General features: G+C 38.2%; 9 protein-coding genes. 6 read left to right on the top strand and 3 right to left on the bottom strand.

All coding sequences use genetic code 11. The features are described 5' to 3' along the window. Positions 1–9: 9 nt before the first annotated feature. Together QA584_RS18180 and QA584_RS18175 are read right to left on the bottom strand one after the other, a co-directional pair. On the bottom strand, positions 10–1,866 hold the full coding sequence (locus tag QA584_RS18180; RefSeq protein ID WP_278270509.1) for a heavy metal translocating P-type ATPase: 1,857 nt from the start codon (positions 1,864–1,866) through the stop codon (positions 10–12). A 446-nt stretch (positions 1,867–2,312) separates the two neighbouring features. Beyond that, positions 2,313–2,588, bottom strand: a complete 276-nt coding sequence (locus tag QA584_RS18175) for a metal-sensing transcriptional repressor (protein ID WP_278270508.1) — start codon at positions 2,586–2,588, stop codon at positions 2,313–2,315. A 238-nt stretch (positions 2,589–2,826) separates the two neighbouring features. Here QA584_RS18175 and QA584_RS18170 point away from each other — a divergent pair, with 238 nt between their 5' ends. Next, on the top strand, positions 2,827–3,351 hold the full coding sequence (locus QA584_RS18170) for an AAA family ATPase (protein WP_278270507.1): 525 nt from the start codon (positions 2,827–2,829) through the stop codon (positions 3,349–3,351). A 96-nt stretch (positions 3,352–3,447) separates the two neighbouring features. Here the strand turns inward: QA584_RS18170 and QA584_RS18165 are convergent, their stop codons facing one another. Then, the gene (locus QA584_RS18165) at positions 3,448–4,173 is read right to left on the bottom strand and encodes a 4Fe-4S binding protein (protein ID WP_278270506.1); all 726 of its coding nucleotides are present in this window, start codon (positions 4,171–4,173) and stop codon (positions 3,448–3,450) included. A gap of 380 nt (positions 4,174–4,553) precedes the next feature. Here QA584_RS18165 and QA584_RS18160 point away from each other — a divergent pair, with 380 nt between their 5' ends. From QA584_RS18160 to QA584_RS18140, 5 genes are all read left to right on the top strand, one after another. Further along, positions 4,554–6,056 carry an extracellular solute-binding protein gene (locus QA584_RS18160; protein WP_278270505.1) on the top strand — a complete coding sequence of 501 codons (1,503 nt, stop codon included), beginning with the start codon at positions 4,554–4,556 and terminating at the stop codon, positions 6,054–6,056. Between the two features lie 31 nt (positions 6,057–6,087). Beyond that, positions 6,088–7,869: a sensor histidine kinase gene (locus QA584_RS18155; protein ID WP_278270504.1), complete on the top strand. Its 1,782-nt coding sequence runs from the start codon at positions 6,088–6,090 to the stop codon at positions 7,867–7,869. Beyond that, complete coding sequence (locus QA584_RS18150) at positions 7,869–9,470, top strand: response regulator transcription factor (RefSeq protein WP_278270503.1); 1,602 nt, start codon at positions 7,869–7,871, stop codon at positions 9,468–9,470. Before QA584_RS18155 ends, QA584_RS18150 begins: the two co-directional genes overlap by 1 nt. A gap of 576 nt (positions 9,471–10,046) precedes the next feature. After that, positions 10,047–11,561, top strand: coding sequence for a sugar ABC transporter ATP-binding protein (locus QA584_RS18145; protein WP_331487675.1), 1,515 nt, complete (start codon positions 10,047–10,049; stop codon positions 11,559–11,561). A gap of 1 nt (position 11,562) precedes the next feature. Beyond that, positions 11,563–12,525: an ABC transporter permease gene (locus tag QA584_RS18140; protein ID WP_331487674.1), complete on the top strand. Its 963-nt coding sequence runs from the start codon at positions 11,563–11,565 to the stop codon at positions 12,523–12,525. The last annotated feature ends 54 nt before the right edge of the window (positions 12,526–12,579 follow it).

The following is a 12,579-nucleotide window of genomic DNA, read 5'->3' as shown; positions in this document are numbered from 1 at the left end:
ACTCTTCTTCTAAGATTTTCGCCATTTCAATAATAAAGAGGAGTTAATAATAACAGCCACAGACCCTGCATTATGTACCAAAGCACCAAGTATAGGATTTAAGATTCCGGTGATTGCCAGTATAATAGCGATAAAATTAAGTAACATAGAGGCAGCCAGATTTATGTGGATGGTTCCCATGGTTTTCTTTGATAATCTTAGTAAGTGTGGGATTTCTTTAATATCATCGCTGGTCAGAGCAATATCTGCTGCATCAATTGCAATATCACTGCCGATTCCCCCCATTGCAATACCTACCTGGGCAGCTTTTAAGGCTGGTGCATCATTAATTCCATCACCTACCATACAAACAGGTTCCCCATTTTTTTGATACTCTAAAATAGCAGTTAATTTGTCTTCCGGCAGACAGTCTGCCTTTCGCTCATTGATTCCTGCTATTTGGGACATATGATTGGCTGCCTCTAGTGCATCACCGGTTAATAAAACAGACTGGACTCCAACTTTATGGATTGCGGTTATGGTAGTTTTTGCATCCTGACGCAAAGTATCTGATAATGCTATAAAACCAAGGGCTTTTCCCTCTGCTGCCAGATAAATTATAGTACAACCCTCTGCTTTGGTTTTTAAAGCGGCTTCTTTAAGGCTATTTAGAATAGGAACCTTTTGGTTAAAAAAGAGTGTATCATTTCCGGCTAAAACTGTTTTCCCTCCTACAGCAGCAATAATCCCTTGTCCGGGGAGAAGCTCAAAGAAATCCGCATCGAGGGGTGAATGTCCCGTCTTATGTCTGTAACCAGATACAATGGCTTTGCCCAAGGGGTGTTCGGATTGAAGTTCCGCTGTAGCTGCTAATTCTAAAAGTTTATTTTCATCATAATCCTCAGAAAAACTTACTATTTGAACCACAGAAGGTTTTCCAAGAGTCAGAGTACCGGTTTTATCAAAAGCGATTCGTTTTACTTTAGACAGCCGTTCCAATGCATCTCCTTCTTTAATCAGAATACCATGTTTCGTCGCATTGCCGATTCCAGCCATTATAGCAGTTGGAGTCGCAAGAACTAAAGCACAGGGACAAAAAACTACTAAAATGGTAACTGCACGTAGGATTTCTCCGGTTATCAACCAGGTACCAAGAGCTGCTGCCAGTGCTATTACTACAATCCAGGTTGCCCATCGGTCAGCAAGACCAACAATTTTAGCTTTACCTGCATCAGCAGATTCTACAAGACGAATCATCCGCTGGAGAGAGCTGTCTTCTCCAACTTTTCGTGCCGACATCAGAAAAGTACCAAATTGGTTAACAGTACCGCTGTACACTTCATCACCTTCACCCTTATCTACCGGTAGTGATTCGCCGGTCATGACAGACTGATTAATGGAAGTCTGTCCTTTTATGATTATCCCATCCACAGCGATAGTTTCGCCAGCCAGTACTCGTATGGTATCTGCAATCTTTACTTGTTCTGCCGGTACAATAATTTCTTCGCCATCTCTTACAATCCGTGCAGTGGCTGGTGTCAAATGCACCAGTTTTTCAATGCCTGCCCGGGCTTTCGAAACAGTCCGTTCCTCCAGATAAGCACCAACAGCCATAATAAAAGCTACTTCGCCTGCGGCAAAGATTTCCCCAATGATTACGGATGCCACCAAAGCAATGGACACTAATACATCTGCTTTTATATCGAATTCCGTTACTAGTCCTGTGACTGCTCCTTTTATAATGGGGATACCGCATAACAATATGGCAATCCAGGCTATGTCAAAGGGAAGAGAAATGATATGAAAAAAACTCATTATTAATGCTGCCAAAGATACGCTTAAGAAAAACTGGGTATATTTTTTTTCATTCTCAAAAAATTGAAACAAGATACGGATTCACTCCTTTCGCGTTAAAACTATACTAATATGAAATAAATTTTTACAGACTGGGGTCATGGTTCTCATTAATTCATATGAATTAAATTTAAACCATACATAAGGGGGTATGGGTATAAAATATGATCATATTATACCCTGGGGGGTATGCCTTGTCAATAGAGAGAAGTGAGATTCCTGATATAGAAAGAATTGATTTCTGATACAGAAAGAGCTATGTGATATTTATATATTAGCCGTTGCTAATATTGTATAGAGACTAGTTTAGTACATAGTTACCCGCAAAAAAGATTTGGTATCTAAGCACATATTGGCGGTTACGAACCAGTTATAACTTAAACTGCTGCGATGCAAACAGGTATAGGTTAAGCCAATATGTGGTAAAAGATACCAAATCTTGGTACAGCTAAATTCTTGTCTTGTGTTTTAGTTATTGATTATGTCATTCTCGAAAAATGTTCTACTGCTTTTGTAAAATCTGCAATGGTTTTATCTGCATCTCCGTGTTCAATACCTTCACGGACGCAGTGGTTTATATGTCCTTCCAGAATAACTTGTCCTGCTTTATGCAAAGCGCTTTTGGCTGCATTGATCTGAATCAGAACATCTTCACAGGGAATATCTTCATCTACCATTTTATCAATTGCTTTAATTTGTCCAATAATTTTATTAAGCCGTCGGTGTAAATTATCCGAGTCCATGCACTGACGCATACTGACACCTCCTTTTATACCGGTAGGGGTATATGTTAAAGTATAACATCAGGTTTAGATTACGTCAACTAAGCAAGTCTTCTGTAATTTTAATTTACTTATAAGTTTACTTATATGTTATTAACTTTAACTTATTTCTGCAGGATATATAAGGTTGTAACTTCTTAAAAAAGGTGGTAATCTACAGCCAGAAATAAATTTTATGCAAGGAAAATAAAAAAAGGAGGGGTAAGTAACAATGAAAAAATTAATTATAATAAATGGAACCATGGGTGTTGGCAAGACTACTGTAAGCAAGCTACTTCTTGAAAAGCTAAAGCCCGGAGTATGGCTGGATGGTGACTGGTGCTGGTATATGAATCCTTTTATTGTGTCGGAAGAGAACAAGGAAATGGTACTAGATAATATCTGCTATTTACTAAGGGCTTATTTAAGAAATTCAGGATATGAATATATTTACTTTTGCTGGGTAATCCATGAGGAAGGTATTTTTGACCAGTTGCTTAAAAGACTAAAGGATTTGGAGTTTGAACTGCATAAGTTTACTTTAATTTGTTCGGAAGAAGCACTGATTGCCCGAATACAGAAGGATATCGAAAATCAAATACGTAATAGCGGGGATATTAGTAGAAGTACTGCCCGCCTTAAACTTTATGACAATATGGACACACTGAAAATAGATGTAAGTGACTTAACAGCGGAACAGACTGCTGAGAAGATAAAAAACGTATTACTGGATAAAGCTAGTCTAAAAAAATATTAAACCAATAAAAGGAACTTCCTTACCCGATATGCTCCCCAGATTAAAATCAGGGCAACTACCGGATAAGGCAGTTCCTTTCTCTATGTAAGGGTACTACTATGATTTAAAAGTTAATTTTATTACCTTCTTCGGACAACTATCGGCACATTCTCCGCATAAGATACATTCGGAGTGAGACATTGTATCACCTAGTACCATGGAGGAGACCTCCAGGCTCATAGGACAGTTCCTGGTACATAGGTTGCAATTCACACAATTTGAAGAATTTGATTTCAGATGCAGAGAAGGGATATGTAAAGCAGTACTTAGTTTTGTTCCAATTACCATAAAAGGCGCCATCCAGCAGATGGAATGGCACATACCTCGTCTGCCAAGGAGCAGAGCTAGCAGTGTGATCAATATAATAATTCCAAAGTAAGTAATCAAACCCGGTAAACTGGCTGCAGAAATTCCGTGGAAGGTCATATAGAAGAAGTTTACAGAGTGAACTCCTCCGGCAGTAATAAAAGCAAGTGCTATACCCGCTAACCAGGGAATCCAGATTATATACTTAATCAGATTGACTTTTCTGCCGTTTACTTTTTTATCAACTGCCAGCATACAGCACTCTTGCAGTCCCCCTGCCGGACACAGCCAGCCGCAGAAGGCTCTTCCGAAAAATAATGAGATAAGAAATAAAGCAGCAAACATAATAAAGCTGCCGGTAATAATTCCCTCCAGACCGCCCATAATGATAAGATAAGGCGAAAAATAAAATAAGGTGACCGGGAACAGTAAAAAGGAGATAAGAAGTAATAATTTACGGATTCGTTGTCGTTTCATGGCATTAATTCCTTTCAAGTGCATTAAGTTAGGTATTGTTACTTTCTAAATAGACTATATCATGTTGATATAGATGATGTCAAGCGGAATTACCTGATAACAGTATATTTATTAAAACTAATAATCAGGGTTAATTTAAAACATGCTTGAACTCGTAGAATATCACTGAATTTAATCACGCATGAGCCAAATAATTCTTGTAAATAATATAGTAATAATTTCATTTTGATTAAAAGTAATTTACATTATAGATAGTAGTATTGTACAATATAGATAGAGACAATCAAGCAAATATTATTTTGGTAGTGCAAAACAACAAAAGTGATTGTGAAAAATGAGTAAGAATATTGATTTTTAACTAAAACTACGGAGGGGAACGTATGCATAATATAATAAAGTTAAGATGTAACGTGTTATGGGTAACGATGGCTGTTATCATGCTGCTGTGCACTGCCTGCTCCAATGAAAGTAAAACAAAGACAGAGACGGCTCCAAATAATAAGCTTGTTCTAAAGGGAACGAACTTTGAAAATCTGGATTTGCCAGAAGAGTACGATATCAGGCAGTTTGAAGGGACAACCCTTAATTTCATTGTTGAAAATAACCTTTATGCCAATATACTGACCCATGAAAGCGAAGAATTTTCTGAAGTGACAGGGATTAATATTAATATCCGAGCAGTTGATTTTGACACTCTGATTCAAAAAATCAATCTGGATTTTATAACTCAGGCTGGTAAATTTCAGTTGGTCTATGTAGATCCATATCAAACCCTGAACCGATTTTATAATTATCTCGAAGTGTTAAATCCCTATAACCTGGCACCAGAAGAACCACATATAAAGGGTTTTATGAAGGATTTCATAGATTTTCAAACAGAAGTCTGTTCCTACTTTCTGAATAAGGAGCAGGTTTATACCATTCCCTTTGATAGTACTACGATGATTCTTTTTTACAGAAAGGATATTTTTGAGCAGTACAAGGAACAGATGACCAAAGATCTGGGATATACACCGATGCCGGGGACAAAGGATTTTACCTGGGAGCGGTATTGCGAAGTTGCAAAATGGATTGATGAATCAGTACCGGACAAGGAAGTTAAATACGGAAGCGGACTGATGGCGCAGGAACATAATTCAATTTTCTGTGAATTTTCTAATATATTGGCGGCTTACGGGGGAGATTATTTTCTGGATAAGAATATTAATACCATAGGGACCAGCCGGTATAAACAGATCAATACCCTTACTGATAACTTTGGGCAGGCACTTGATATGTATAAGAAAGTTGCAAAAGCTTCTGCTCCGGAAAGTGTGAACTGGAACTGGGCGGATACTGCCAATGCCTTCCGTAACGGAGAAATTGCCATGATGGCTAACTGGGATGAAAATTATACTTATGTGGAGGACACCCAGTTATCTAAAGTTGCGGGGAAAGTAGGCTATTCTATATTACCTTACGGAGATGTAAAAAGCAGTAATATCTACGGCGGTTCCGGCATCGGTATAAATAAGTATGCTACGGAGACAGAGAAGAAAGCCGCCTGGTTGTTTATCGTATGGGCAACTTCCAAGGATATGCAGTTAAAGGTTTTCATGCATCCGGAGGGTGGCAGTCTGCCGACAAGAAAGTCTGCTTATGAAGAGCTTAAAACTAAAGAACCCATAAATGTATTAAACACCAAAATTAATAAAGCATCCCTGGATGAATATATGAAGGCAGTTCTGGATGCCTGGAAACCGGAAAATATTTATTTAAGACCTAAAACCTCGGATTTTTATGATGCTGAGACAATACTAATTGATAATATACATCAAATGCTGGTGGACAACCTGGACAGCCAGGAGGTAAGTATGAAAATATTTACAGATTTATCTCATTGATGGAGGATTACGTAAGAAGGAGAGACTAACTTTGAAAAAAATCAAGATTTATAATGCGCTGAGAGTGAAGCTTGGTGTAATTGCAGCCATTTTGATTGCCCTGCCTTTAATCACGATCTCCTTTTCTTATTCCAGGACAGTAAAAAAGATTATACAAAATAAATACACAGAATCCGAGACCCAGTCGGTATATGAAACCGGTGAAAAAATCAATTTTTTACTGGATGATCTGGAAGAGTTCTCCACCCTGATTATCTCAAACAATACCATTCTTAAGATGGTGGAACATCACGCCCAATATTCACAAGATGAATTCAACAAAATACTTCGGACATTTATTACCTCCCGGGATGATATTGAGTCAATTGATCTTGTAGTCGGTAAAAATTATTATTATGCCGGTGTGAATAAAATCGGTACTGGAGTTCAGATTAACACAGAACTGGTCAGGTCCTCCGGTCAGCCTATCTGGCTGCCCACCACCCATAAGATGATTGAAATCCTATCAGGTAAGTTTGAAAAACTCTATTTTACGCGAGGAAGAAAAGTCATAGATTTTAATACGCTAAGGGACTATGGCTATCTGCGGTTTGATTTGGAGGAAACCACTCTTTGGAATGAATATTCCGGATTACTGGAGGATGGACCGGAAAATTATTCAGAAGTATTCATCTGTGATAAAAAAGGCCGGATAATCAGCCATCCAAGTAAGATAAAAATCGGACAATCTATTAAGGGCGAACCCTATGCAGATAAAATCCTGAAAGATGATGGTGGACATAACTATGTTTTATATAAAACCGACACGGATCAGATCGCTATTTATTCCACGATTCAAAGTAATGGCTGGAAATTAATTAAAATCCTGTCCACTAGGTATCTGTATCAGGAAATCAACCAGATTCAGACTTATCTGATTTTGGGAGGAATTATTTATGTGGGAGTAATTCTTATGTTCATGCTGATATTTTCCATCCGGTATACGGAACCTATGATGAAGATGATGACGGTTATCAAAAAGGTCGAACAGGGAGATTTAAGTGCCCGCACAGAGATACAGTCTAAGGATGAACTGGGACAGCTGGGAGTAAGTTTAAACAATATGATAGGGGAAATGCAGGTACTGATTGATAAATTAGTAAAAGAAGAACATGAGAAAAAGGAAGTGGAATTAGAAGCCCTTCATGCCCAGATTAATCCGCATTTTCTGTATAATACCCTTAATACGATAAAATGGATGGCTAAAATCCAGGGTAATACCAGTGTCAGTAAATCCATTACCGCCCTCGTTAAACTGCTCCGGATTAGTACCAACCTGGGCAGAGATATGATTACCTTAAGGGAAGAACTTGATTATGTGGAGAATTATATCATAATTCAAAAGCTTCGTTTTAACCAGGCAATCAACCTGACCCAGTCCATTGATGAAACCTGTTTTGATTTATTAGTTCCAAAACTGATTTTGCAGCCTATTGTAGAAAATTCCATTATATATGGGCTGGCAGATGAACGTCATGAAATCAATATTGTTATAACCGGTTTTATAATAGACCACCGTCTTATCATAGAGATACAGGACGACGGACCGGGTATAGAAGATGAAGTATTGAATACTATTTTCTCAGATTCTACCGATAAAAATAAATTCAGTAAAGTCGGAATTAATAATGTTAACCATAGAATCCGGCTTTATTGCGGTAATGAGTTTGGCATCAAAATAAAAACAGAGCTGGGTAAGGGTACCACAGTTTCAGTCAGTTTATCTGTTAATTCAGAAATGAGTAAGGATAAGGGTTTGAAAGGCGGAGAGTAATGTATAAAGTGATGATTGTGGACGATGAAGTTCTAGTTAGAGTGGGTCTTAAGACTACAATAGATTGGGAAGCGATTGGGTTTACCATAGTTTCTGAAGCCGCCAATGGAGAACAGGCTTATGAGAACTATTTAAAAAGCCGCCCTGAGGTAATCATAACGGATATCAAAATGCCAAAACAAGATGGGCTCTGGCTGGTAGAACAGATACGAAAAGAAGATTCTGACGCCCAAATCCTGGTCTTAACCTGTTATGATGAGTTTTCCTATGTAAGGAAAGCAATTAGAACCGGAGCCAATGATTATATACTAAAATCAGAGATCGAAGATGAAGAACTGATAAAACTCATGCTTTCCCTAAAAGAAAAGCTGGATACGCAAAGTAAAACAGATATGGAGCAAGAGAACAAACCTACTACCGAGGAACATAAACTTGCAGTAGCTGCTGAACTCTTAAAGAAAGGGTTTCATCTGGAGGAGAAACAGTTAAAAGCACTAAAAACCCTTAATTTTCCCGTCACTGACACGTCCTATGCATTTATTAGTTTATCGGTTAACTATAACGGAGATACGAAAACAGATATTTCCCAGGTGGATTATGCGGTTTTAAATATTCTTTTTGAGCAGTTCAATCTTAACGGTATTGCACATATTGATATTGTCCATACGGATATTGCCCAGTCCCATAGATATCTTATTTTTATATCCTCGAAAGATTTAAAAGCAGCAGAGATAAAGAGGACTTTTTCTGCCGCCGCAAGCGGAGCTCTCCAGTATTTTAATGTTTCATTAAATGGTATCTATTCTCAGGTGTTTTATGAGGCAGAACAGGCGGGCAGGATATACAATACATTTTCGGATAAAACCCAGGCTCTGTTTTATACCATGAAAGACAATCACCTTATTATTCCGGCAGATACTATAAATTTCGAAGAACCCAGTGTCTCAGAATTAAAAAACCTGTATAACAAAAATTTTATTGAAGCAATTGGACTTGAAAATCTTGACCGGGTAAAGGAGTTGCTTGAGGAAAAAGAGCGTTATTTTAAAAGTACTACAGTTTCTCCCATGATTGTTAAAATCTTTTATTCCAACCTGTTGGGTGATATTTTTGGCAGTTATGGGCTTTACCTGGCAGAGAGCCCAGAGTTTGAAACCCATAAGTCCTATCACTACAAAATTGAACAGGCAGACAGGCTTTCTGATATTAATAAGTTGTTTCTGGATTTCTCAGAAAAACTGATACGGCAGATTCAGGAGATTCGGTATAATAATTCCAGATTTTTAATTAATCAAGCTCTTAATTTTATTAATTACCATTATACGGAAAAGATTTCACTGGATGATGTGGCGATGGAGTTAAGTGTATCCAAACATTATTTAAGCAGTGTATTTAAAAAAGAGACTGGAGAAAATATGTCAATCTATATAAATAAATTAAGGATTGAAAAGGCGAAGCGGCTGCTCTTAGAATCGGATATTAAAATTAAGGAGATATTCGAAAAGGTCGGCTACAGTGATCAACAGTATTTCAGCAAGGTCTTTAAGAAAATTACCGGGAAAACAGTTGTTGAGTATAAAGAGGGTGTGGGGAATAAATAGTGATAGGAATTATGTAGTAGGGGAGAGCGCCAATCGGATAGAATACCTGCTGGTAATAGCTTGCTTATGCTCTTTCTAGGAAGCATTGGATACAGTCTTTTTTAAGAACCTCAGAACGTAAGTGTATTGAGAGTCAGTTCAATCTGACCCAATACAAATACATTCTGAGGTTCTTTTTTTTGTGTTGAAGAGTTTTAACTTGAGTAGAAGAGTTTTAACTTGAGTAGAAGAGTTTTAACCTGAGTAGAAGAGTTTTATCTTGAGTAGAAGAGTTCCACCTTGAGTAGAAGAGTTCCACCTAGAGTGTGGAGTTCCACCTAGAGTTGTGGAGTTCCACCTAGAGTTGTGGAATTCTACCTTGAGTTGTAGAGTTTCACCTTAATATTGTACAAAAAAATCGTAATATAGTATGAAATTTTATCTTAACCATAAAAACAATCAATTAATATAAGTAAAAATGTACACAAGTAACTTAATATTGTTCATATAATTGTGCAATATTTTATTGTATTATTTATTTACAGAAAGTAACGAAGCAAAATGCCTAAAATATTTAGTAGAAAGGAGAAGTGGTTTATGATTCATACAGACATTAAGTTAAGAGTATCGAATATTGATAAATCCTTTCCGGGGGTAAAGGCATTAAATCAAGTGAATTTTGCAGTTAGAAAAGGAACAGTTCATGTCCTGTGCGGAGAAAACGGTGCGGGGAAATCTACTTTAATGAAAGTGATTAATGGGATTTATCGACCGGATGCCGGTGAAATCCTCCTTGATGAAAAACCAGTTGAGATTAAGAATCCCATTCAGGCCAGAAGCCTTGGGATATCAATGATTTTTCAAGAGTTAAATTATATGCCGGAAATGACCATTGAAGAAAGTCTTTGTGTTGGCAGCTGGCCCAGAGACCGGTATGGAAGGATTGATTGGAAGGAGATCAGAAAACGTACCAGAGAGCTTTTACAGAAGGAGAATTTAAAGTATGATCCTGAGACTAAGCTTAAGGATTTAACCGTATCGGATATTCAGATGCTAGAGATATTAAAAGCCATATCCTATAACTCGGACATTATTATCATGGACGAACCTACATCAGCCATAACCAATAAGGAAGTAGAGATATTATTCCGGAAAATCAATGAGATTAAGGAACGGGGGGCCAGTATCATTTATATCTCCCATAAGATGGATGAAATCTTTCGGATCGCTGATGAAATAACGGTATTTAGGGATGGCTGTGTGGTAGATTCAAGACCCATTAAAGAATATGACTTAGAAACTGTAATTGCTCAGATGGTAGGAAGAAAGCTTGAGAATAATTTTCCGAAAGAAGAGATAAAACTCGGCGGCGAACTTCTAAAAGTTGAAAAACTCAGCCAAAGAGATAAATTCCAGAATGTCAGCTTTCATGTCAGAGAAGGTGAAATCATCGGATTTGCTGGACTGATGGGTGCAGGCAGGACAGAAGTTATGAGATGTTTATTTGGTCTGGACCCCTATGAGTCCGGAAGCATTTATATAAAGAATCAGAAAACTCAGATTAAAAACGTTAAGCACAGTATTGATAAGAAAATGGTTATGCTCTCCGAGGACAGAAGAAGATTCGGTATCATACCTGTCCGCAGCATTAAGGAAAATGTAGCATTGGCCAGTCTTAAGAAGTTCATATATCACGGCAGGCTCCATGGAGCAGAGGAAAACAAGTCTGTGGCGGAGTTCTGCGAAAAGATGAATGTGAAAGCACCTGATTATGAAACCAAAATCGAATCTTTAAGCGGGGGTAACCAGCAGAAAGTCATTCTGGCCAAGTGGATGGTTACAGACCCGGATATATTAATTGTTGACGAGCCCACCAGGGGTATTGATGTAGGTGCCAAGTATGAGATTTATAAATTAATGACAGACCTGGCAAAGCAAAAGAAAGCCCTTGTCATGGTATCCTCAGAACTGCCGGAGCTCATCGGAATGTGCGACAGAATTTATATCATGGCAAAAGGAAAAGTGACGGGGATGCTAAGCCGGGAGGAATTTACCCAGGAAAGTATTATGGCTTATGCAACCGGAACAAAACTCCAGAAAGAGGTGAAATAAATTGAATACCAATAGTAAGAGAAGCAAGATGCTAAATAACATCAAATCCCAATACAGTATCTATTTTGTTTTATTAGCATTATTTATTTTTTGCTGGCTGGCGAATAAGAACTTTGTATCCGTAGCCAATCTCCAGAATATATCCACACAGATTTCCGTAGGAACTATATTAGCATTTGGACAGACCATCCTTATTATATCGGGTATGCTGGATTTATCCTCTGCCTCCGTACTGGCCTTAGCCGGTGTTCTCTCCATTTCTTCCTATACTGCAACAGGGTCCCTTACCATCAGTTTTATCGTTGCCATTTTGGTAGGTGTCGGCTGTAATGTATTAAACGGTTTAATGGTTACCAAATATAAAACTCCTCCCTTTATAGCAACCCTGGCTATGATGGCAATGGCTAGAGGAGCAGCCCTTCTTTATACCAATGGTCAGAACCTTTATCAGATCGGTGATTATGTTAAATTCGGTCAGGGTAAGATATTCGGTATCCCGACACCCATGTTATTTCTTGTTGGAACCCTTATTATAACCTGGTATCTTTTACGGCATACTGTGTTCGGACGCTCAATCTATGCCATCGGCGGTAACGAAGAAGCAGCTAATGCTTCCGGTATCCATGTTAACCGGATTAAAATGAGAGCTTTTATTATCAATGGTATCCTAGTAGGTATTGCAGGCGTATTATTTATGTCCCGTGTGAATGGCGGAATGCCAAACGGAGCCATTGGCTATGAGTTCAAAGCCCTTACGGCTGCAGTAATCGGCGGAACAAGCTTTACAGGCGGTATTGGTACTGCTTCCGGAACACTGGCAGGTGCCTTTATCGTAGGTTTTCTTGATAACATCATGGTACTAGTAGGTGTAAACTCCTATTTACAGCAGATTGTCCGTGGCGCAATCATAGCACTTGCTGTTATCTATGACATCTGGGCTAAGACCAGGAGAAAGAAAAAATAGACATACAATAAATGGAACACCAGGAACCTTGAAACAGTCTAGTATAGGGGTTGT

The organism is Anaerocolumna sp. AGMB13025, from assembly GCF_029689925.1.
Classification (GTDB): Bacteria; Bacillota; Clostridia; order Lachnospirales; family Lachnospiraceae; genus Anaerocolumna.
This window is presented reverse-complemented; position numbering and strand designations above follow the sequence as displayed.

What these genes read in the sequence shown, in the direction of transcription:
- QA584_RS18175 (WP_278270508.1), bottom strand. Translation starts at nt 2,588, where the DNA reads ATGCGTCAGTGCATGGACTCGGATAATTTACACCGACGGCTTAATAAA.
- QA584_RS18170 (WP_278270507.1), top strand. Translation starts at nt 2,827, where the DNA reads ATGAAAAAATTAATTATAATAAATGGAACCATGGGTGTTGGCAAGACT.
- QA584_RS18165 (WP_278270506.1), bottom strand. Translation starts at nt 4,173, where the DNA reads ATGAAACGACAACGAATCCGTAAATTATTACTTCTTATCTCCTTTTTA.
- QA584_RS18160 (WP_278270505.1), top strand. Translation starts at nt 4,554, where the DNA reads ATGCATAATATAATAAAGTTAAGATGTAACGTGTTATGGGTAACGATG.
- QA584_RS18150 (WP_278270503.1), top strand. Translation starts at nt 7,869, where the DNA reads ATGTATAAAGTGATGATTGTGGACGATGAAGTTCTAGTTAGAGTGGGT.
- QA584_RS18145 (WP_331487675.1), top strand. Translation starts at nt 10,047, where the DNA reads ATGATTCATACAGACATTAAGTTAAGAGTATCGAATATTGATAAATCC.